Annotated in this window: 21 protein-coding genes; 13 read left to right on the top strand and 8 right to left on the bottom strand. The window is 71.0% G+C overall.

Translation table 11 applies throughout. The features are described 5' to 3' along the window. Positions 1–7: 7 nt before the first annotated feature. A complete protein-coding gene (locus tag F7R91_RS00635; protein WP_150943291.1) occupies positions 8–958 on the bottom strand; it encodes a hypothetical protein in 951 nt (316 codons plus the stop codon). A 446-nt stretch (positions 959–1,404) separates the two neighbouring features. On the opposite strand from F7R91_RS00635, the gene F7R91_RS00630 reads away from it, so the two are divergent. Genes F7R91_RS00630 through F7R91_RS00615 form a run of 4 tightly spaced genes read left to right on the top strand, consistent with a single transcriptional unit; the run spans position 1,405 to position 3,591 of the window. Beyond that, positions 1,405–2,298, top strand: coding sequence for a DMT family transporter (locus tag F7R91_RS00630; protein ID WP_150943289.1), 894 nt, complete (start codon positions 1,405–1,407; stop codon positions 2,296–2,298). 34 nt (positions 2,299–2,332) lie between these two features. Continuing rightward, positions 2,333–2,863 carry an NUDIX hydrolase gene (locus tag F7R91_RS00625; RefSeq protein ID WP_150943288.1) on the top strand — a complete coding sequence of 177 codons (531 nt, stop codon included), beginning with the start codon at positions 2,333–2,335 and terminating at the stop codon, positions 2,861–2,863. Positions 2,864–2,872: 9 nt separating this feature from the next. Then, positions 2,873–3,265 (top strand): YidH family protein, encoded by a 393-nt coding sequence (locus tag F7R91_RS00620; RefSeq protein WP_150943286.1) that lies wholly within the window; start codon positions 2,873–2,875, stop codon positions 3,263–3,265. Next, on the top strand, positions 3,262–3,591 hold the full coding sequence (locus F7R91_RS00615; protein ID WP_150943284.1) for a DUF202 domain-containing protein: 330 nt from the start codon (positions 3,262–3,264) through the stop codon (positions 3,589–3,591). Before F7R91_RS00620 ends, F7R91_RS00615 begins: the two co-directional genes overlap by 4 nt. Before the next feature lie 150 nt (positions 3,592–3,741). Here F7R91_RS00615 and F7R91_RS00610 read toward each other — a convergent pair whose 3' ends face one another. After that, on the bottom strand, positions 3,742–4,710 hold the full coding sequence (locus F7R91_RS00610; RefSeq protein WP_150943282.1) for an NADP-dependent oxidoreductase: 969 nt from the start codon (positions 4,708–4,710) through the stop codon (positions 3,742–3,744). A 111-nt stretch (positions 4,711–4,821) separates the two neighbouring features. On the opposite strand from F7R91_RS00610, the gene F7R91_RS00605 reads away from it, so the two are divergent. The 4 genes from F7R91_RS00605 (at position 4,822) to F7R91_RS00590 (ending at position 9,223) form a co-directional block, all read left to right on the top strand. Then, complete coding sequence (locus F7R91_RS00605; RefSeq protein WP_150943280.1) at positions 4,822–5,115, top strand: hypothetical protein; 294 nt, start codon at positions 4,822–4,824, stop codon at positions 5,113–5,115. Between the two features lie 140 nt (positions 5,116–5,255). After that, a complete protein-coding gene (locus F7R91_RS00600) occupies positions 5,256–6,290 on the top strand; it encodes a phosphotransferase family protein (protein ID WP_150943278.1) in 1,035 nt (344 codons plus the stop codon). Positions 6,291–6,296: 6 nt separating this feature from the next. Then, positions 6,297–7,511: an acyl-CoA dehydrogenase family protein gene (locus F7R91_RS00595; RefSeq protein ID WP_150943276.1), complete on the top strand. Its 1,215-nt coding sequence runs from the start codon at positions 6,297–6,299 to the stop codon at positions 7,509–7,511. 131 nt (positions 7,512–7,642) lie between these two features. Next, the gene (locus F7R91_RS00590) at positions 7,643–9,223 is read left to right on the top strand and encodes an IS1182 family transposase (RefSeq protein ID WP_150943274.1); all 1,581 of its coding nucleotides are present in this window, start codon (positions 7,643–7,645) and stop codon (positions 9,221–9,223) included. A 247-nt stretch (positions 9,224–9,470) separates the two neighbouring features. Here F7R91_RS00590 and F7R91_RS00580 read toward each other — a convergent pair whose 3' ends face one another. Together F7R91_RS00580 and F7R91_RS00570 are read right to left on the bottom strand one after the other, a co-directional pair. Then, entirely contained in the window at positions 9,471–10,064 is a 594-nt protein-coding gene (locus F7R91_RS00580) for a TetR/AcrR family transcriptional regulator (RefSeq protein ID WP_150943272.1), read from the bottom strand. 241 nt (positions 10,065–10,305) lie between these two features. After that, positions 10,306–11,079: an SDR family oxidoreductase gene (locus F7R91_RS00570; RefSeq protein ID WP_150943269.1), complete on the bottom strand. Its 774-nt coding sequence runs from the start codon at positions 11,077–11,079 to the stop codon at positions 10,306–10,308. Positions 11,080–11,267: 188 nt separating this feature from the next. On the opposite strand from F7R91_RS00570, the gene F7R91_RS00565 reads away from it, so the two are divergent. The 4 genes from F7R91_RS00565 to F7R91_RS00550 all read left to right on the top strand — a co-directional run bounded on the left by F7R91_RS00565 (position 11,268) and on the right by F7R91_RS00550 (position 16,251). After that, a complete protein-coding gene (locus F7R91_RS00565) occupies positions 11,268–12,506 on the top strand; it encodes an exo-beta-N-acetylmuramidase NamZ family protein (protein WP_150943267.1) in 1,239 nt (412 codons plus the stop codon). 95 nt (positions 12,507–12,601) lie between these two features. Further along, positions 12,602–13,948: a serine-threonine protein kinase gene (locus F7R91_RS00560; protein ID WP_150943265.1), complete on the top strand. Its 1,347-nt coding sequence runs from the start codon at positions 12,602–12,604 to the stop codon at positions 13,946–13,948. 433 nt (positions 13,949–14,381) lie between these two features. Continuing rightward, complete coding sequence (locus F7R91_RS00555; RefSeq protein WP_150943263.1) at positions 14,382–14,984, top strand: hypothetical protein; 603 nt, start codon at positions 14,382–14,384, stop codon at positions 14,982–14,984. A 199-nt stretch (positions 14,985–15,183) separates the two neighbouring features. Further along, complete coding sequence (locus F7R91_RS00550) at positions 15,184–16,251, top strand: RNA ligase (ATP) (protein WP_150943261.1); 1,068 nt, start codon at positions 15,184–15,186, stop codon at positions 16,249–16,251. 86 nt (positions 16,252–16,337) lie between these two features. Here F7R91_RS00550 and soxR read toward each other — a convergent pair whose 3' ends face one another. Further along, complete coding sequence (gene soxR, locus F7R91_RS00545; RefSeq protein WP_150943259.1) at positions 16,338–16,802, bottom strand: redox-sensitive transcriptional activator SoxR; 465 nt, start codon at positions 16,800–16,802, stop codon at positions 16,338–16,340. A gap of 135 nt (positions 16,803–16,937) precedes the next feature. Here soxR and F7R91_RS00540 point away from each other — a divergent pair, with 135 nt between their 5' ends. After that, positions 16,938–17,399: a MaoC family dehydratase gene (locus tag F7R91_RS00540; RefSeq protein ID WP_150943257.1), complete on the top strand. Its 462-nt coding sequence runs from the start codon at positions 16,938–16,940 to the stop codon at positions 17,397–17,399. A 30-nt stretch (positions 17,400–17,429) separates the two neighbouring features. Here F7R91_RS00540 and F7R91_RS00535 read toward each other — a convergent pair whose 3' ends face one another. From F7R91_RS00535 to F7R91_RS00525, 3 genes are all read right to left on the bottom strand, one after another. Further along, positions 17,430–18,056: a TetR/AcrR family transcriptional regulator gene (locus F7R91_RS00535; RefSeq protein ID WP_150943255.1), complete on the bottom strand. Its 627-nt coding sequence runs from the start codon at positions 18,054–18,056 to the stop codon at positions 17,430–17,432. 93 nt (positions 18,057–18,149) lie between these two features. After that, the gene (locus tag F7R91_RS00530) at positions 18,150–18,398 is read right to left on the bottom strand and encodes a YiaA/YiaB family inner membrane protein (protein WP_150943252.1); all 249 of its coding nucleotides are present in this window, start codon (positions 18,396–18,398) and stop codon (positions 18,150–18,152) included. 76 nt (positions 18,399–18,474) lie between these two features. Next, positions 18,475–19,626 carry an acyl-CoA dehydrogenase family protein gene (locus tag F7R91_RS00525; RefSeq protein WP_150943251.1) on the bottom strand — a complete coding sequence of 384 codons (1,152 nt, stop codon included), beginning with the start codon at positions 19,624–19,626 and terminating at the stop codon, positions 18,475–18,477. Positions 19,627–19,657: the final 31 nt, after the last annotated feature.

Below are 19,657 nucleotides of genomic sequence, written 5' to 3'. Positions count from 1 at the left end.
GGGGGTGTCAAGCCGTGCCGAGCGCGTTGTCGCGTGCGGCGCGGAAGGCGGTGTACGGATCACGGTCGGGGTACGACCAGGGGGCAGCCGTGAGGTGCTCGCCGATGCGGTGGAACAGGGCGGCGGCCTCGGCACCCCGGCCCTCGCAGACCTTGGCGTGGGCGAGGAAGTTGAGGTCGACCAGGCGGCGGGGGTGGCCTTCGTGCTCCCACTCCAGCCACCAGTCGAAGGCGGCCTTCATGACCTGGCGGGCCCGGCGGCCGGACCAGTGGCCGGAACCGGCCGGGTCGGCGGGCTCGTGCCCGGCGGCGGCCAGTACGCGGTAGCGCTCGGCGTGCGCGACGACCGGCAGGATCGCGAGCGGGGAGTCGGCGGGCGCCCGTTCGGCCCACTCGTTGGCGAAGTCGTAGACCTCGTGCAGCGGGTCCGGGCCGGAGCAGGCCCGGCGCTCGGCGATCCGGGCGATCATCAGATGGTGGGCGTGATGGTGGTCGGCGTACCGTGCCCGGACCTCCTCGAAGAGCCGGGCCGCCTCCGCCTCGGTCCCGAGGGTGCGCTCCAGCATGAGCAGGCCGAGCCAGGGGGTGGGGTCGGCCGGTGCGGGCGCTGCCGCCGCTAAGCAGGCCTCGCGGGCGCGGACCGGCTTCTCCTTGCCTCGCAGGGCGCGCTGGACCTGGGCGAGGGCGAGCAGGACGCGTGCGTCGGCGGACTCCGGTTCGGCGAGCAGCCAGTCGCGGGCCCAGGCGTCGCTGTAGGGCTCCGCGGCGAGGACGGCCACCCGATGGCCCCGGCTGTCCCAGTCGTCACCGGTGCGGGTGAGCAGGGTGCGCGCGGCCTGCCAGCGGCCCTGTGCCAACGCGGCGCGCGCGGCGACGAGTTCTGTGTCGTCGAGCGCGGTGTCGGGGGCCTGAGCGGCGCGTCTGCGGCTACGGCCCAGGGATGGTGGGGGTGGGGACACCGCGGAGACTTCCTCACGCGACGCAACGAGTCGTCGGTTGTCGGCTTGCCATCAACTGATCACGCACAGAAAACCGCCCGCCAATGGTTCACGTCAAGCGCGAGGCTGGTGTTACATGCATCAACTATTGGTGCGCATGAGGAAGTTGAGCCGGGTTGGGCCGGGGCCCGAGAGACCCATACGGCAGGGACCCATGGGCCCGATACGACAGGGGCCGATAGGCCCGATATATCCATCTGGTCACGAATGTGACCTGCGTCATAGCCGAAGGCGCCCCGGCCCCCCACCATGGCTGGGAAGGTCACGCCGCCACCCCCGCTCGGCCGGGCACCGTGACCGGGTCGACTGCCCGAATTCCGGGAACTCGAAGGAGCACAGCACGCTCCGGGACGCTACAGTCGGCCACTACGCACCCGATGCCCGGCCGGAAGATCGAGGTACGCCGCGTGTCCCTTCTGGTTCTGATTCTCGCCGTGAGCGCGGCTTGCTGTCTGGGCTTCGGATACGTACTTCAGCAGAATGCCGCCCAGCATGCGCCGCTCAGCGACTTCCTCTCGCCCCGGCTGCTCCTGGACCTGGTGAAGGTGCCGCGCTGGCTCGGCGGTATCGGGCTGATGGTGGCCGGCATGGTCCTCGGCGCAATCGCGCTCGGCCAGGGCGAGCTGTCCCTCGTCGAGCCGCTGCTCGCCACGAACCTCCTCTTCGCGCTCGCCCTCTCCCGCAGACAGACCAAGCAGCCGCTGGGCCGCCAGGGATGGTCGGGACTCGCGCTGCTCGCGGGCGGCGTCACCGTGTTCATCGTGGCGGGCCAACCGCGCGGCGGCGACGCCGTCACGGACCCGCAGCGCCACTGGCTGATCATCGGCGCCATGCTGGGCGCCGCCCTGCTGCTGACGACCTGCGCCAAACGCTCCCGGCTGAGTTCCGGCCCGGTCCTGCTGGCCCTGGCCGCCGGCGTGCTCTACGGCCTCCAGGACGGACTGACCCGGGTGAGCGGGCAGCGGTTCTCCGAGGGCGGCTGGCTCGAACTACTCACGGGCTGGCAGCCGTACGCCGTGCTCGCCCTCGGGGTCACCGGGCTGGTCCTGGTCCAGAGCGCCTTCGAGACCGCGTCCCTGCGCATGTCGCTGCCCGCGCTGACCGCGGCCCAGCCGCTGGCCGGGATCCTCTGCGGCGTGGGCTTCCTCGGGGACCGGCTGCGCGCCGACACCGGAGCGCTGGCCTGGGAGGCCGCCGGACTCGCGGCGGTCGTGACCGGCATCGTGCTCCTCGGACTGCACCCGGCGATGCCCAGCGGCGCCGCGGTACCCGCCCGGCAGCCGGCACTCCAGTCGAACTGACCCCGGGTCCCGCGCCCCCTGCTTGGATGGGGCCATGAGCGCTGCTGACGAGATCCTCGACATCGTCGACGAGAACGACCGCGTCATCGGGCAGTCCCCGCGCGGGGAGGCATACGCCAAGGGCCTGCGCCACCGCTGCGTCTTCATCCAGGCCCGGGACGCCGAGGACCGCCTCTTCGTCCACCGCCGCACCGCGACCAAGCTGGTCTTCCCCTCCCTCTACGACATGTTCGTCGGCGGAGTGGTCGGCGCGGGCGAGTCGTACGACACGGCGGCCCTGCGCGAGGCCGAGGAGGAGCTGGGCGTGACGGGCCTTCCACGCCCCGAGCACCTCTTCACGTTCCTGTACGACGACGGCGCGGGCCGGACCTGGTGGTCGGCGGTCTACGAGGTCCGCTGCGAACTGCCCGTCAGCCCACAGCCGGAGGAAGTGGCCTGGCACGGCTTCCTCCCCGAGGAAGAGCTGCGGCGCCGCCTCACGGAGTGGGAGTGGGTACCGGACGGGCTGGCGGCGTACGAGCGGCTGGGGGCGTACCGATCCGAGCAGCGGCCCCCGGCCGGATAAGGTCGCCAAGTGATCGATTTCGCGCAGAACATCCGGCTGTGGTTCGCCCCCCAGGAGGTCCGGCAGGAGGGCAGCACACCCGACTACCGGTTCTCGCTGGCGAACGAACGCACCTTCCTGGCCTGGCTGCGCACCGCACTCGCACTGATCGGCGGCGGCTTCGCCGTGGACCAGTTCCTGCCGGACCTGCGCTGGGGCTGGCGCGTGGGACTCGCGCTCGGGCTGCTCGGCGCGGGTGTGCTGTGCTCCCTGCGCGCGGTCAACCACTGGATGCGCTGCGAGCGGGCCATGCGCCGGGGCGAGGACCTGCCGGTGTCGAGGTTCCCGGCCATGCTGAGCCTGGTGGTCGCGGTGGTGGCCGTGGTGATGGTCGTGGTCGTGCTCGTCGGGTGGGAGGGATGAGCGGCGGGCCCGTCCCGGTCCGCGATCCGGGGCTCCAGCCGGAGCGCACCCTGCTGGCGTGGCGGCGTACGACGCTGGCCAGCACCGTCGCCGCGGTGCTCGCCATGCGGGCGACGCTGCGCGGCGGGGCCTCGGCGACCGGGATCGCCGTCTGCGCCCTCAGCTTCTTCCTGTGGCTGGGGTTCCTGGCGGTCGCCCACCGCCGGATCAGGACCCTGGGCACCGCGGCCGGCCCCCCGGCCCCGGTGCTCACCCCCCGGCACGCCGCGGCGGCGGCCCTGCTCACCGTGGCCCTGGCGGTGTGCGGGGTGGCTCTGGTGCTCTGAGCACTCCGCTGGAAGTGCCGCGATACGTCGTCGGCCGTCTGCGGCGCCATCGCGCGGGTCGCGCGGTTCCCCGCGCCCCTTCAGGGCGCTGCCGAACCGTAGCGGACTCAGCCCGACCTGCTGTCTAAGTAACGCTGCGGCTCAATACACCTAATACCCGGTGGCTCCCCGGCCCTCCTCCGGCTCCTCCTCCCATTCCACCGTCACCACGATCTTTCCCCGGGTCCGGCCCTCCTGGTTCAGCCGGTGGGCCTCGGCGGCCCGTTCCAGCGGGAACGTCTCCGACACATGCACCGACACCGCACCCGCCTCCGCGAGTTCGGTCAGCCGCAGCAGGTCCACGGGGTCGGGGCGTACGAAGTAGTAGCGGCCCCCGTATTCCACGACGTCCCCGTCGGCGATCGACGCGAGGCGGCCCTCCGGGGCCAGCAGGTTCGCCGAGATCCTCAGCGTCTCCCCGCCGATCGTGTCGAAGGCCGCGTCCACGCCCTCGGGCGCCAGCCCGCGCACCCGCTCGGCGAGCCCCGCGCCGTACGTCACCGGCTCACCGCCCAGCCCCCGCACGAAGTCATGGTTGGTCTCGCTCGCCGTACCGATCACCCGGGCGCCCAGATGATGGGCGAGCTGGACGGCGATCGAGCCGACCCCTCCGGCCGCCGCGTGCACGAGGACGGTCTCGCCGCGCCTGACCTGGAGCACCTTGACGAGCACCTGGTAGGCGGTGAGCCCCACGAGCGGCAGACCGGCCGCCTCCTCGAAGGACAGATTGCGCGGCTTGCGGGCAAGGGTGCGCACGGGTGCGGCGACGTACTCGGCGAAGCTGCCGCGGGAGAGGAAGTCCTCGCGGATGTAGCCGATGACCTCGTCCCCGACGGCGAACTCCGCGACGGCCGGGCCGGGCCGCACCACGACCCCCGAGACGTCCCAGCCGGGGACGACCGGGAAGACGGCTTCGAGGGCTCCGTCGAGATACCCCTCGCGGCACTTCCAGTCGACGGGGTTGACGGCCGCCGCCCGCACCTTCACCAGCACCGAGTCGGGTCCGACCTTCGGCAGGCGCAGCTCCCCGTACTCCAGCACCTCGGGTCCGCCGTACCGGCTGTAGCTGATGCCCTTCATGTCACCGACCCTCCGGGGTACACGGACGCCACGCAAGCCGGATGCCCCGATGGGGGCCGTTCGCGTGGCAGCCTGTCGGACGTCGACCCGTACCCCGAAGGTGAGAGCACCATGACCAGCCACCTGGAGCACGTCTCCCACCCCCACGTCCACGGCCCGGACTGCGGCCACACCCAGGTGCGGCACGGCGACCACGTCGAGTACGCGCACGGCGGGCATCTGCACCGCGAGCACGGCGGCCACTGGGACGAGTGCGAGCCCGGCGGGCACGTCCCGCACGAGGGCCACGACCACCGGCACGGCGAGGGCTGCGGGCACGAGAGCGTTCTGCACGGCGACCATGTCGACTACCTCCACGACGGCCACCGGCACGCCGCCCACGACGGCCACTGGGACGATCACTGACCCCTGGCGGCCACCGGCGGGTCCGTCCCACGCCTATCGTGGCTCCGATCACGTTCAGTCCCTCCTCTGGACTACATACCGACCGGTCGGCATCATTAGGCGAGTCCCGTTCACTCGTATGCAGACACGCAGGGAGAACCATGAGCCCCGACCATCCGCCCGGACTCGATCTCGACCGGCTGCGCGGCCTGCTCGACACCGAGCGGCCCGGCCTGGTGCACGGGCCCCTGACCGGCCGGCTGATCGAGGGCGGACGGTCGAACCTCACCTACAGCGTCTCCGACGGCACGTCGAAGTGGGTCGTACGGCGGCCCCCGCTCGGCCATGTCCTGGCCACCGCGCACGACATGAAGCGCGAGCACCGGGTGATCAGCGCACTGCACCCGACGAACGTGCCCGTGCCGCGCCCGGTGCTGCTGTGCGAGGACGAGGAGGTGCTGGGAGCGCCCTTCTACGTCATGGAGTTCGTCGAGGGCACCCCGTACCGCACCGCGGACCAGCTCGCCCCGCTCGGCGAGCAGCGCACCCGCGACGCGGTGCTGTCGCTCGTCGACACCCTCGTCGAGCTGCACGCGGTCGACCCCGCCGAGGTCGGACTCGCCGGCTTCGGCCGCCCCGAGGGCTTCCTGGACCGCCAGTTGCGGCGCTGGGGCAAGCAGCTCGACGCCTCCCGCAACCGCGAACTCGGCGGCATCGACGAGCTGCACGCGGCACTCGGCCGTCAGCTGCCCGGCTCCCCGGCGCCGGCCGTCGTGCACGGCGACTACCGGCTCGACAACGTCCTGATCGGTGACGACGACACGATCAAGGCGATCCTCGACTGGGAGATGTCCACGCTCGGCGATCCGCTCACCGACCTGGGCCTGCTGGTGATGTACAGCATGCCGCTGGGGATGCCCCACTCCCCCGTCTCCACCACCGCCGAGGCGGCCGGGCACCCGAGTCCCGCCGAGCTGATCGAGCGGTACGCCGCACGCTCGGGGCGCGATGTCTCCGCGGTCTCCTGGTACACGGCGTTCGCCTGGTTCAAACTCGCCGTGATCCTGGAGGGCATCCACTACCGCTACACGCTGGGCCAGACGGTCGGGCGCGGCTTCGACCGCATCGGCGACCTGGTCCCGGTCTTCATCGAGCACGGCCTGACCACTCTTCACGACGGCCTCCAGGAGGGCTGATCCGTCATGGACTTCGCGTTCGACGCACGTACGGAAGAGCTGCGTGCCAAGCTCCGCGCCTTCATGGACGCATACGTCTACCCGGCCGAGGCGGTGGCGGAGGAGCAGCGGGCCGCGCTGGCGTCCCCCTGGGACACCCCGGCCGTGGTCGAGGAGCTGAAGGCCGAGGCCCGCCGGCAGGGCCTGTGGAACCTCTTCCTGCCCGACGCCGAGTACGGCGCCGGGCTGACCAACCTCCAGTACGCGCCCCTCGCCGAGATCACCGGCCGTTCCCCGCAGCTCGCGCCCACGGCGACGAACTGCGCGGCACCCGACACCGGCAACATGGAGGTGCTGGCGCAGTTCGGCGACGAGCAGCAGAAGAAGCAGTGGCTGGAGCCGCTGCTGGCGGGAGAGATCCGCTCGGCGTTCGCGATGACCGAGCCGGAGGTGGCCTCCTCGGACGCCACGAACATCACGACGTACATCAGGCGGGACGGCGACGAGTACGTCATCACCGGCCGCAAGTGGTACATCTCCGGGGCGATGGACCCGAACTGCAAGATCTTCATCGTGATGGGCAAGACGGACCCGGACGGGGCGGACATCCGCCGCCAGCAGTCGATGATCCTGGTCCCCCGGGACACCCCGGGGGTCACCGTCAAGCGCGCCATGCAGGTCTTCGGCTACGAGGACCACTACCACGGCGGTCACGCCGAAGTGATCTTCGACCAGGCGCGTGTGCCGGTGTCGAACCTGATCGGCGAGGAGGGCGGCGGCTTCGCCATCGCCCAGGCCCGCCTCGGTCCGGGCCGCATCCACCACTGCATGCGACTGATCGGCATGGCCGAGCGGGCGATCGAGCTGATGTGCAGGCGGGCGGTGTCCCGTACCGCCTTCGGCAAGGCGCTGGCCCAGCAGGGCGTGGTCCACAACTGGATCGCGGACGCGCGGGTGCAGGTCGAACAGCTGCGGCTCCTCGTCCTGAAGACCGCCTGGCTGATGGACACGGCCGGCAACCGGGGCGCGCACACGGAGATCCAGGCCATCAAGATCGCCACACCGCGCGCGGTCGTCGAGATCATCGACCGGGCGATCCAGTTGCACGGAGCGGGCGGCGTCAGCCAGGACTTCCCGCTGGCCGAGCTGTACGCGGCGGCCCGCACGCTGATGATCGCCGACGGCCCGGACGAGGTGCACCAGCGGTCGCTGGCGCGCCGGGAGCTGAAGCGGTATCTGTGAACCATGGGTGAGGGGCGGCCGCTGTTGCGGCCGCCCCTCACCCATGCTCGGAACCGCGGCTAGAAGGCTTATGAAGATCTTGGGTTCTGGCCCTGCCGCGTGAGTGGCAGGGCCAGACTCGTCATGTGGCGATGGGTGAGTGGGTCGGCGAGACCGTCGGGCCGGACGTGTGGGAGACCTGCCGGGAACTGATCCCGGCCAGGAGTGTGTTCGCGTTCCTGGCCGAGCGTCGCGGCGAGCTGTTCCCGGCTGAGATGTTCGTGGACATGTACCCGTCGGCGAACGGACGGCCGAGCATGCCGCCGCAGATCCTGGCCGCCGCGATCACCTTGCAGGCCCTGCACGGGCTGTCGGACTTCGAGACGGTCCAGGAACTGCGGTGCGACCTGCGGTGGAAGGCCGCATGCGGCCTGGGCCTCAACGACATGGCGTTCGATCCGTCGCTGCTGGCCTACTTCCGCCGCCGACTGGCCCGTTCCACCCGCCCGAACCGCATCTTCGAGGCCGTACGCGAGGTCGTGAAGGCAACCGGCGTACTCAAGGGCAAGCACCGCCGGGCGCTGGACTCCACCGTGCTGGACGACGCGGTCGCCACCCAGGACACCGTCACCCAGATCATCGCCGCCGTGAGGGCGGTGATCCGCGAGGTCCCCGGCGCCGACGCGGTCGCCGCTGCGCAGTGCACCGCGCACGACTACACCGACCCGGGCAAGCCCCGCATCGCCTGGAACGACGAGCAGGCCCGCGCCGCGCTGGTCGACACGCTGGTCACAGATGCCCTGCGGCTGCTGGGTCACCTGCCCGAACAGCAACTCGGGGACAAAGCCGCGAACGCGGTGGGCATCCTGGCCCTGGTCGCCGGCCAGGACGTCGAGCCCGCCGAGGACTCCGACGGCCGCGACGGACGCTGGCGCATCACCCGGGGCACCGCCCCCAGCCGGATGGTCTCCACCGTCGATCCCGAAGCACGGCACGTCCACAAGACCCGCAACCATCAGCAGGACGGCTTCAAGGCCCACCTGGCCATCGAGCCCGAGACCGGCCTCTACACCGCCGTCGCCCTGCGGCCCGGCGCCGGAGCCGAACACCACGAGGCCGCCGTCGGCCTGGACCTGCTCGCCGACGAGGACAACCCGCTGGACGTCTTCGGTGACACCGCCTACTCCAGCGGCGACGCCCGCCAGACCCTCCACGAGGCGGGGCACCGGCTGTTCCTCAAACCCGCACCGCTGCGGCCCGCCGTCGCCGGCGGCTTCACCCTCGACGACTTCGCCATCGACACCACAGCCGCCATCGTGACCTGCCCGGCCGGACACACCGTGGCCCTGTCCGACCCCGGCGGGCAGCACCACCAACGCAAAGCCTCTTTCGGAGACTTATGCACCGGATGCCACCTGCGCGAGCGGTGCACCAAAGCCAAGGCCGGACGCATCCTGACCATCCGCCCGCACCACGACCTCCAGACAGCCGCCCGCCACCAGGCCGCCACCGACCCCGGCTGGCAGGCCGACTACCGCCGCTGGCGCCCCCCGGTCGAACGCGCCGTCGCCTGGCTCGTCCACCACGGCAACAGGCGTCTGCGCTACCGCGGCACCATCAAGAACGACACCTGGCTCCACACCCGGGCCGCCGCCCTCAACCTCCGCCGACTGATCAACCTCGGACTCACCCACACCAGTGGCACCTGGCACCTTGCACCGGCCGGTCCATGACCGCAGGGGCTGTCCGGCCTGACGGCCGGACAGCCCCACACCAAGATCTTCATCGGCCTTCTAGGGGGTGTCGTTTGGATCAGGCTGGCCGTGAGAAGCGGTGCCCTTGCAGCCAAGTCGAGCGGGGTGTGGTGCGTGCAGCTGCAAGGCGGAGGAGGGAGTCGACGCGGAGCGTCGGCGAGTGACGACAACGCGGCAGATGTGCGTGCCACACCCCGCGACGCCCGCATGATCCAAACGACACCCCCTAGGGCCTGAGAGCCCGCAGCAGCAGGTCGGCCAGATGGTCGGCGACCTGCTGCGGGCTGAGCGGGCCGTCGGGGCGGTACCACGTGGACAGATGGTGCACGGAGCCGAAGTGGTAGTCGACCACGAGGTCGGCCGGGGTCGCCGTGGAGAAGACGCCCGACTGCTGGCCCTCCTCGATGAGCGCACGGAAGCGTTCGTGGTAGCGCCGGCGCTCCGCGCGCACCTGCTTGTTCTTCTCGGGGCTCAGATGGTGCATCGAGCGGAAGAAGATCATCGCGTCGTCGAGGTTCTCGATCGTGGTGACGACGACGTCGGCCGCCGCGGCCCGCAGCCGCTTCTCGACCGGCTCGTCGGCGCCGGCCAGCGCGTCGAGCCGCTCCTGCTGGACGCGCAGCACGCGCGCGTACACCTCGTGCAGAAGGTCGTCCTTGGAGCCGAAGTAGTGGTAGAGCGCTCCCTTGGTGACGCCGGCCGCCTCGACGATCTCCTGCACGGAGGTGCGGTCGTAGCCCTGCTCGGCGAAGAGCCGCGTGGCGGCGGCCAACAGCCGCTGCGGGACGGGCGTACCGTCTCCGTCGGTCGTCCTGGGCACTGTGCCGCCACCTGCCTTCCGGGCTTTCTGTTGTTTTCCCACGTGTTCTTACCGGTTTTCGCACCCGTCGTGCGGGCGGAACGAAGTTCCCGACGGAGGATCTTCCCATGCGCCGTTTTCGGCAAATCGGGCAGGATCTCCCCCTACCGCGGGTACGTGCAGGCGGCCAGTCTCTCCCTGCCGTACATCGCGAGTTCATCCGGGTCCGGGTCGGCGCCCGAACGGAGGTCGACGTGCTCGGTCACAGGCTCGCCTCCCACTTCTGCTGGAGGTGGTTCATGTTGGTGAGCCAGCGGTCGGGTTCGGCCGCCCTGGCCTGGTAAAACCCGGCGACCTCGGGGTGCGGCAGGATCAGGAAGCGGTCCTCCTCGATGCCCTTGAAGAGGGCGTCCGCCACGTCGTCCGGCTCGATCGCGGTCGGCTTCAGCACCAGGTCGCCGGCGCTGCCGGTGGCGGCCAGCATGTCGGTGCGCACGCCCTGCGGACAGACGGCGTGGACCTTGAGACCACGGTGGCGGTACGTCAGTGACAGCCACTCGGCGAAGGCGTACGCGCCGTGCTTGGTGACGCTGTAGGGCGCGGCGCCGAGCATGGTGAGCAGCCCGGCGGCCGACACGGTGGAGACGAAGCGACCGCTGCCGCGCTCCAGCCAGTCCGGGAGCAGTGCGTGGGCCGCACGGACATGCGCCATGACATTGACGTCCCAGGAGACCGCCCAGGCCCTCTCGTCGGCGAGGTCGGCCACCTCCGCACCCCCGAAGGCGACACCGGCGTTGGCACAGTAGACGTCGACCACTCCACCGAGCGCGTCCCGCGCCTCGGCGACGATCGCGGAGGCATCCCCGGCCACCGCAACCCCTCCGACCTCGGCGGCGACGGCTTCTGCCTTGCCCGCGTCCAGGTCATTGACGACGACGCGGGCTCCCTCGGCGGCGAACCGCCGGGCAAGGGCGGCCCCGATCCCTCCTCCGGCCCCGGTGACGACCACACCAGCACCCTGAACGGCTTCCACCATCGGTCTCCTTAGACTGCGGCCCGGCTGAACACACAGACTAACCGGTCGGTATGTCACACGAAAAGGCCGACTGCCATGCCGCCAGGGGCGCGGGGCAGCATCGATGGGCGGCTACGGCGCGGGGCGCGACAAGCCACAGCGCACCCGCACACTCCCCACAACCCGCGGGAGCACCTACCGTGCACACCATGCGCCTTTCCAGACGAGCCCTGCTCGCAGCGACAACGGCAGCAACATCCCTGACCAGCGCACCCCCAGCCACCGCAGGCCCACGCCACAAACCCCTCCGCACCGGCTTCGAACGAATGGCGGCAACCGGCTACGCCCGGCTCGGCGGCCGGCGCACCGGCGTCGTCACCAACCCCACCGGCGTCACCCGCGACGTCCGCCACATCGTGGACGTCATGCACGCCGACAACCGGGTGAACCTGACCGCCGTCTTCGGCCCCGAGCACGGTTTCCGCGGCACCGCGCAGGCCGGCGGCTCCGAGGGCCGCTACGACGACCCGGCGACCGGACTGCCCGTCTACGACACCTACCTGAAGAGCGGACAGCCACTGGCGGACATCTTCACCGCGTCCGGCGTGGACACCGTCGTCTTCGACATCCAGGACGTGGGCGCGCGCTTCTACACGTACATCTGGACGCTGTACGACTGCATGGAGGCGGCGCAGCTCGCGGGCAAGCGGTTCGTCGTCCTGGACCGGCCGAACCCGGTGACCGGGCGGGCCGCCCTGGGCCCGGTGCTGCACAAGGAGTTCGCGAGTTTCGTGGGGCGGCAGCCCATCGCGCAGGCGCACGGGATGACCGTCGCCGAGCTGGCGCGGCTGTTCAACGGGGAGTTCCTGACCACGCCGGTGGAGCTGGACACCGTACTCATGACGGGCTGGCGGCGATCGGAGTTCTACGACGCCGGTCGGCTGCCCTGGGTGCCGCCGAGCCCCAACATGCCCACCCCGGACACGGCCCTGGTGTACTCGGGGACCTGCCTCTTCGAGGGCACGAACCTGTCGGAGGGGCGCGGCACCACCCGGCCCTTCGAACTGCTCGGCGCGGAAGGTGTCGACGGGCGGTGGGCGGCGGCGGTGAACGGACTCGGGCTGCCCGGGGTGCACTTCAGGGAGGCGTACTTCGCGCCGACCTTCTCCAAGTTCCAGGGGAAGACCATCGGCGGCGTGCAGATCCATGTGCACGACCGGGCCGCCTTCGACCCCGTACGCACGGGGATCGCGCTCCTGGTGACCGCCAAGAAGGTGTGGAGCGGCTTCGGTTGGCGCTCCGACAACTGGATCGACAAGCTGACCGGGTCCACCTGGGTGCGTTCCGCGATCGACGCGGGGGCGGACGCCGACGAAGTGGCCGCGGGCTGGCGGGAGGAGCTCGGGGCGTTCCGGAAAGTGCGCCGGGAGTACCTCCTTTACCACTGAATCACCCGGATGAGTCATGACGTATGGCCAACCTTGCCCGGTAGCGGGACGATGCGCCCACATCGCACCACTTCGGGGGACGAGGGGGACTTGTCATGGTGGATCCGGCTATGAGCGTGGCGCCTTACTGGGAGCTGACCTTCGACGCGGACGGCGACCCGGACCGAGGGAAACGGGACCGTCTGCTCGCCCAGGTCGAGGAGCGCGGGGTCCGTGATCTCGTCGTCTTCTCGCACGGCTGGAACAGCGACCGCTCGGGCGCGACCCGGCTCTACAGCGGCTTCTTCGCGCCGTTCCCGGAACTGGCGCCGCGGGCCCGGCTCGGGTATGTGGGGGTCGTATGGCCGTCCATGCGGTTCTCGGACGAGCCGATTCCCGACCTTCCGCGGTCCATGGCCGCGGAGACGACCCGGCGGCCCGCCCTCGACAAGGACACCCGGCGCGCGCTCCTGGAGACCTTCCCCGGCCGGACGACCGTGATCGACCAGCTCGCCCGGCTGCTGGACCAGCAGCCCCGCGAGGAGACGGAGCTGGAGGAGTTCGGGCGGCTCGTGCGGCTGCTGGTGGACGTGGTGCCGTCGGGGCCCCAGGCGCTGTTCGCCACGGACACACTGGCGGAGGGTGTGCCGCAGGGCGAGCCCGAGATGTTCTCCGGGCCCACGGCGGCGGCCTGCGAGGAGTACGCGCGGGCACTGGCGGCTCTGGAGAATCCCGGCGGGGCGGAGGGGTTCGCGCTGCCCAACCCGTGGGACGGCGCCCATGAACTGCTGCGCCAGGCCACGTACTACGCGATGAAGCGGCGCGCGGGAACCGTCGGGGAGCGGGGACTCGGCCGGGTGATCGGACAGCTCGCGGCGGCGGCACCGGATGTACGCGTGCATCTCGTCGGGCACAGCTTCGGCGGGCGGCTGGTGTCGTTCGCACTGCGCGGACTGCCCAGGGGCGTGCACACGGTGAAGTCGGTGACGCTGCTCCAGGGGGCCTTCTCGCACTACGCGTTCGCGGCCCGGCTGCCCCACGACCCGCGCGCGGGCGGTGTGCTGCAGGGCCGGCAGAACCGCATCGACGGGCCCCTGGTGTGCTGCTACTCCCGCTTCGACACGGCCCTCGGGACGATCTATCCGCTGGCCTCGCGCATGGCGGGCGACGCGGAGGGAGTCGCCGAGTTCGGCCTCGGCAAGCTCCTGGGCGCCAAGTGGGGCGCGATGGGGCACGACGGCGTGCAGGCGGTGCCGGGCACGCGCGCGTTCAAGCTCGCCGACGCGCTGCGGACGAAACTGCCCGCCTCGGGGTGCGTGAACATCGACGCGGCCGCCGTGGTCAGGCGCGGCGGGCCGCCGACGGGCGCGCACAGCGACATCGTGCACCGGGAGCTGGCGCAGGTGGTGGTGGCGGCGGGCCGCATCGCCCGGCCCACCGCCACGGACCCGTCACCGCGTTGACGTGTGCAATGGTGCCGGCGTTGGTGATTGAGTCCTTCTGACCGGTCAGCACGTAATCACCGGAGAAGTATCGGCCGCTGTCGGAGGCGTCGATGCAGGCGTTGGCCGCCGTGACCTCGGCGGCCGCCGCCGCTTGGGAAGAAGACCGGCCATCAGGGCGCATACGGATGCCGTCTTCAGGAACCCGGGGATTCCGCCGGGAGTTCTCAGTCTGTCGAGCAAGGTGGGCGGGGCACGCCGGCCGCTCCGGCCGGTGTCCCCGGGATCGAAGATGAATATGCGTCACCTTTTCGAGTCCGTACGGCCTGCTGATGGAGGTCATCGGAAAACGGATGGAGCCGAATCGCTTGTCGATACGTCTATTCGGCGACGTCCGTACGTAGACGCCGAAGTAACCGAAGTACAGGTGCAGTTGTGACGGAGGTGCAGGGCGATGGCCGGTTTCCGGAGTCTGGCGAGACAGGTGCGGGATCCGCGGTGCGACCTGGCGCTGCGGCGCTACTCACTGCGCAAGTGCCTTGAGCGGTTCGCTCCTTACGGGCACAGGGCGACATGGGACCATTTGTGCTCCCGGGCCGGGTTCGGCCCGGAGGACCGGTCCCCCGATCCGGCGCGGCTCGTGGCCGCACTGGAGGAGCTGGAGGAAGCGCGTTCGGTCTGGCTCGCCTATGAGGTCGAGTTCGCCGAGCGGCGCAGGAAGGAGAAGCACGACGGGTTGCGCAGGCCGGGCAGCGTGGACGACTGGCACCGGCTGACCTGGGGCGGTTTCGGAGTCGCCTGGTGCGACGACCCCCGGGTGCACCCGCGTGAACCGCTCGCGGAGGTGCTGCGCCGTCTGATCTCCGCGCTGGAGCGGGAGCCGGGCGCGGAGTGCCCGGTGTGCGGCGGGGAACGCCTCGTCTGGAAGTACGAGCTGGACCACGAACCGTCGACGGGTCCGGTCTGCGCGGACTGCGGGATTCTCGTACCGCGGCCCGTGCTCACGCCCGAGGCGCTGGCGGACGCGAGGCGCGGAAGGCTGCTGATGTCGGCCTGAGCACGACGGGGGTGCGCCGGGGATGCCGCACCCCCCTTCTGTCGTCCCGCCGTTGTCAGTGACGGATGTCACCATCGAACGCGGGCCGGCCTCCTCGGGCGGCGGCCACGGTAGCAGTCGCCAAACCGGTCGCTCCAGCCCTTTCCCATCAGGACAGTTGGAGGCGATGAAAGCCACCTGAAGCCTCCGAGGAGTCCTCATGTCGACGCTGCGTGTCACCGCCGAAGTGCTGACCGTTCACGAGCATCCGAACGCCGACGCGCTCGAACTGGCCCAGGTGGGCCTGTACCGGGCCGTCGTCGCCAAGGGCGCGTTCCGCACCGGCGAGGCCGCCGTCTACATCCCCGAGCAGTCCGTGCTGCCGGCCGGGCTGATCGAGGAGCTGGGGCTGACCGGGCGGCTGGCGGGCGGCAATTCCGACCGCGTCAAGGCGGTGCGGCTGCGCGGCGAGCTGTCCCAGGGCATCGTGTGCCGGCCGAAGTCGCTGGCGGACGTCGACCTGGCGCGGGCCGCGGCTGAGGGAACCGACTTCGCGGAGCGGCTCGGGATCGTCAAGTGGGTGCCCCCGATCCCGCCCACCATGAACGGCGACGTCGAGTCCGCGCCCGATCTGCTGCCCTGGGTCGACATCGAGAACATCCAGCGGTACCCGGGTGTTTTCACACCGGGCGAGGATGTGGTCCTGACCGAGAAGCTGCACGGCTCGGCCTGTCTGCTCACCTGCCTCGCCGACGAGGACCGCGTGCATGTCTCCTCCAAGGGCTTCGGCGCCAAGTCCCTGGCCCTGAAGGAGGACCCGCGCAATCTGTACTGGCGGGCGGTGCACGGCCACGGCGTCGCCGAGGTCGCCGCGCGGCTCGCGGAACGGCTGCGGGCGCGCCGGATCGGGATCTTCGGCGAGGTGTACGGCGCGGGGGTGCAGGACCTGACGTACGGCGCCGACGGGAGGCGCGAGACGCTGGGCTACGCCGTGTTCGACGTCTCGGCGGAGATCGACGGGACGGTGCGCTGGCTGGACGCGGCGGAGCTGCTGGAGGGCGAACTTCCTCTGGTGCCACGGCTGTTCGTGGGGCCGTACGACGTCGAGCGGGTGCTGGAGATCGCTACGGGGCGGGAGACCGTGTCGGGGCGCGGGCTGCATCTGCGGGAGGGCGTGGTCATCCGCCCGCTCGTCGAGCGGTACAGCCCGGTGACCGGCGGGCGGGCGATCGCGAAGGCGGTCAGTCCGGCGTATCTGACCCGGAAGGGCGGAACGGAGTACGAGTGAGCACACTCAGCCCGTCCGGCGTTTGAGGACGAGGCCCGTGCGGGGCCGAAGCGGGGGTCTGGGGGCGGCCCCCGCGACGGCGCCCGTCAGCCCCGCGGATGCTCCACCAGCAGTCGCGACCCCGACCGGCGTTCGCCGAAGGCATCGTCCGGATTGGACAGCACACATGTGTCGAGGGACAGACAACCGCAGCCGATGCAGTCGGTGAGGTGATCGCGCAGCCGGTTCAGCTGGGTGATGCGTTCATCGAGTTCGGACCGCCAGGCCGCGGAGAGACGGGCCCAGTCCTCCCGGGTCGGCGTCCGCTCCTCGGGCAGTTCGGCGAGCGCGTCCCGGATCGTCGCCAGTGGGATGCCCACGCGTTGCGCCGCCCGCACGAAGGCCACCCGGCGCAGGGTGTCCCGGGAGTAGCGGCGCTGGTTGCCCGCGGTGCGGCGGCTGCTGATCAGACCCTTGGACTCGTAGAAGTGCAGGGCGGACACCGCGGCGCCGCTGCGGGCGGCGAGCTGGCCGACCGTGAGCTCGTGGATCTTCTCGGGAATCTGGGGCACCTCTCGAACCCTACCCACCGCGTCGTGGGACCGGTCCGTTGACAGGGAGCTCCCGTCCGACCATGCTAAGCAGTCGCTTAGACTTTGCGTCGCGAGCATGCGCCACGCGACACGCGACCCGGGAGGCCCAGGGACATGGCAGAGCCGAGGATCTTCACGTCCGTCGACGAGCTGAAGGCAGCGGTGGGCGAGCAGCTGGGGTACACCGACTGGCTGGAGATCGACCAGAAGCGGATCGACCTGTTCGCCGAGGCGACCGGCGATCACCAGTGGATCCATGTGGATCCGGAGAAGGCGGCCGCGGGCCCGTTCGGCACGACCATCGCGCACGGCTATCTGACGCTGTCACTGCTGCCCCTCTTCGGACCGCAGCTGATCCAGGTCGAGGGCGTGAAGATGGGCGTCAACTACGGCACGAACAAGGTCCGCTTCCCCGCCCCCGTCCCGGTCGACTCCCGGCTGCGCGCCACCGCGAAGATCAGCGCCGTCGAGGACGTGCCGGGCGGCGTCCAGCTGAGCGTCGCCTACAGCGTGGAGCGCGAGGGCGGCGACAAGCCGGTGTGCGTCGCGGAGTCCGTGGCCCGCTTCTACGTCTAGTCACCGGGTGCGGGCAGGACCGGGGGTGGGCTACTTCGCCGCCCCCACCATCCGCAGCACGAGGTCGGCGTAGAGTTCGCCGACCTCCTGGGGAGTCCTGGGGCCGTCGACGTTGAACCAGCGGGCGACGTCGATGCAGAGGGAGAGCACGGCGAGCGTGGTCCCGTGGACGTCCCGCACCTCGAACTCGCCCGCCGCCACGCCGTCCTCGATGATGTGGCGCACCTCGGCGTCGACCTGGCGGCGCAGCGCGAGGATCTCGGCGCGGGCGTCCGGGCCGAGCGAGTCGAGTTCGTACTGCACGACCCGTGCGGTGGTACGGCCGCCCGCGTGCCAGCGGACGAAGGAGCTCACGGCGTCGGCGAGCCGCTCGGTCGCGCCGCCGTCCCGACGGGCCGCCGTCCGGAGGATCTCCAGGGCCTTCTCATGGCCGATCCTGCTGATGCGGTGGAGCAGTTCTTCCTTGGTCTTGTAGTGGATGTAGAGCGCCGCGGGGCTCATGCCCGCGCGGCCCGCGATGTCGCGGGTCGTCGTGGCGTGGTAGCCGCGCTCAGCGAAGGCCTCCACCGCGGCGACGAGCAGCCGCCGCGCCGCGTCGGGCGTCACCTCGCCCCACGGCTGCGGCTCGCCGCCGACCGTCTCCTGCGCCGTACTCATCGCTCGTTCGCCCCTTTCACCGGCAGGGGTAACACCATACCGCCGAAGGTGAGCGGGCGCTTAGCGTGGACGTGCGGTGCAGCGGAAGGTGGCTCAAAGCTTCTCGAAGGGGCTGTAGGCACGGGCCGCCGTCGCGTCCTGCCGGTCCCGGATGACCTTGGCGAGGGTGAAGGCGGAGGTGACCAGGTACAGGACGGCGATCCCGAGGAAGGCCCGCACCCAGGCGTCGGCGTTCAGCTTGAAGATGCCGATGGCGGTCGCGCCCATGGCGACGGAGAAGGAGGCGACGGCCTGGCCGTAGAAGGCGGCCGTGTTCTGCTGCTTGCCGGGTGTGTCACTCATGGGGACAAGGATGGCCGGGAGTGGCCCGTGCCACATCCGCCGAAGTACTCAGCCGGATACTCAGACGCTCGGGCTCTCAGAAGGCCGAAACCCCGGTCAGCGCCCGCCCGATGAGCAGCTTCTGGATCTGGCTGGTGCCCTCGTAGAGGGTCATCACACGGGCGTCGCGCAGCAGCTTGCCGGCCGGGTACTCGTCGATGTAGCCGTAGCCGCCGAAGACCTGGAGGGCGCTGTTGGCGGCCCGGACGGCCGCCTCCGAGGCGAAGAGCTTGGCCTTGGAGGACTCGGTGGCGAACGGCAGCCCGCGGTCGACCAGGTCGGCGACCCGCCAGGTCAGCAGCCGGGCCGCGTCCACGTCGACGGCGATGTCGCTGATCAGCTCCTGCACCAGTTGGTGGTGCGCGATGGTCCTGCCGAACTGCTCGCGCTCGCCGGCGTGGCGGACGGCCGCGTCCAGGGCCGCCTGGGCTATGCCGACACAGCCCGCCGCCACCGACATCCGCCCTTTGGCGAGGGCGGACATGGCGACCGAGAAGCCCTTGCCCTCCTCGCCGAGCATCGCCGCGGCAGGGACGCGGACGTCCTCCAGCACCAGTTCGGCGGTGGCCTGGCCGCGCAGACCGAGCTTGCCGTGGAGCGTGCGGCGGGTGAGGCCGGGGATGTCGGCCGGCACCAGGAAGGCGGAGACGCCCTTGTGGCCGGGGGCGTCGGTGGAGCGGGCGAACAGCAGCACCACATCGGCCCAGGTGCCGTTGGTGATGAACATCTTGGTGCCGTTGATGACGTAGTCGTCGCCGTCGCGGACGGCGCGCGTGGTGAGGCTGCCGGCGTCGGACCCGGTGCCCGGCTCGGTCAGGCCGAAGCAGCCGACGTACTCCCCGGAGGTGAGCCCCGGCAGCCACCGCCGCTTCTGTTCCTCGCTTCCCCAGGCGGCGACGGTCTTGGCGACCAGGCCGAGGGAGACCGAGACGATGCCGCGCACCGAGGAGTCACCGCGGCCGAGCTCCTCGGTGACCAGGCAGTACGCAAGGTGGTCGCCGCCCGAGCCGCCGTACTCCTCGTCGATCGTCAGGCCCAGGAAGCCGACCTCGCCGAGCTTCTTCACGATCGACCGGTCGACGTCCTCGGCGCGGTCCCAGGCGACGACGTGCGGCGCGATCTCCCGCTCCACGAAGTCCCGCGCGAGCCGCCGTACGGCCTGCTGCTCCTCGCTGAGCTCCAGGTTCATGCAGCGTCACCCCACAGAGAAGGAATCTTGA

This window comes from Streptomyces luteolifulvus (assembly GCF_008806595.1).
GTDB lineage: Bacteria > Actinomycetota > Actinomycetes > Streptomycetales > Streptomycetaceae > Streptomyces > Streptomyces luteolifulvus.
Note: the sequence above shows the minus strand (reverse complement) of the source record. Positions and strands in the feature narration are given on the sequence as shown.

Coding starts and splice junctions, on each gene's coding strand:
- F7R91_RS00590 (WP_150943274.1), top strand. CDS start 7,643: ATGGGTGAGTGGGTCGGCGAGACCGTCGGGCCGGACGTGTGGGAGACC.
- F7R91_RS00610 (WP_150943282.1), bottom strand. CDS start 4,710: ATGAAGGGCATCAGCTACAGCCGGTACGGCGGACCCGAGGTGCTGGAG.
- F7R91_RS00540 (WP_150943257.1), top strand. CDS start 16,938: ATGGCAGAGCCGAGGATCTTCACGTCCGTCGACGAGCTGAAGGCAGCG.
- F7R91_RS00595 (WP_150943276.1), top strand. CDS start 6,297: ATGGACTTCGCGTTCGACGCACGTACGGAAGAGCTGCGTGCCAAGCTC.
- F7R91_RS00625 (WP_150943288.1), top strand. CDS start 2,333: ATGAGCGCTGCTGACGAGATCCTCGACATCGTCGACGAGAACGACCGC.
- F7R91_RS00605 (WP_150943280.1), top strand. CDS start 4,822: ATGACCAGCCACCTGGAGCACGTCTCCCACCCCCACGTCCACGGCCCG.
- F7R91_RS00550 (WP_150943261.1), top strand. CDS start 15,184: ATGTCGACGCTGCGTGTCACCGCCGAAGTGCTGACCGTTCACGAGCAT.
- F7R91_RS00530 (WP_150943252.1), bottom strand. CDS start 18,398: ATGAGTGACACACCCGGCAAGCAGCAGAACACGGCCGCCTTCTACGGC.
- F7R91_RS00600 (WP_150943278.1), top strand. CDS start 5,256: ATGAGCCCCGACCATCCGCCCGGACTCGATCTCGACCGGCTGCGCGGC.
- F7R91_RS00555 (WP_150943263.1), top strand. CDS start 14,382: ATGGCCGGTTTCCGGAGTCTGGCGAGACAGGTGCGGGATCCGCGGTGC.
- F7R91_RS00535 (WP_150943255.1), bottom strand. CDS start 18,056: ATGAGTACGGCGCAGGAGACGGTCGGCGGCGAGCCGCAGCCGTGGGGC.
- F7R91_RS00565 (WP_150943267.1), top strand. CDS start 11,268: ATGCGCCTTTCCAGACGAGCCCTGCTCGCAGCGACAACGGCAGCAACA.
- F7R91_RS00525 (WP_150943251.1), bottom strand. CDS start 19,626: ATGAACCTGGAGCTCAGCGAGGAGCAGCAGGCCGTACGGCGGCTCGCG.
- F7R91_RS00570 (WP_150943269.1), bottom strand. CDS start 11,079: ATGGTGGAAGCCGTTCAGGGTGCTGGTGTGGTCGTCACCGGGGCCGGA.
- F7R91_RS00560 (WP_150943265.1), top strand. CDS start 12,602: ATGGTGGATCCGGCTATGAGCGTGGCGCCTTACTGGGAGCTGACCTTC.
- F7R91_RS00615 (WP_150943284.1), top strand. CDS start 3,262: ATGAGCGGCGGGCCCGTCCCGGTCCGCGATCCGGGGCTCCAGCCGGAG.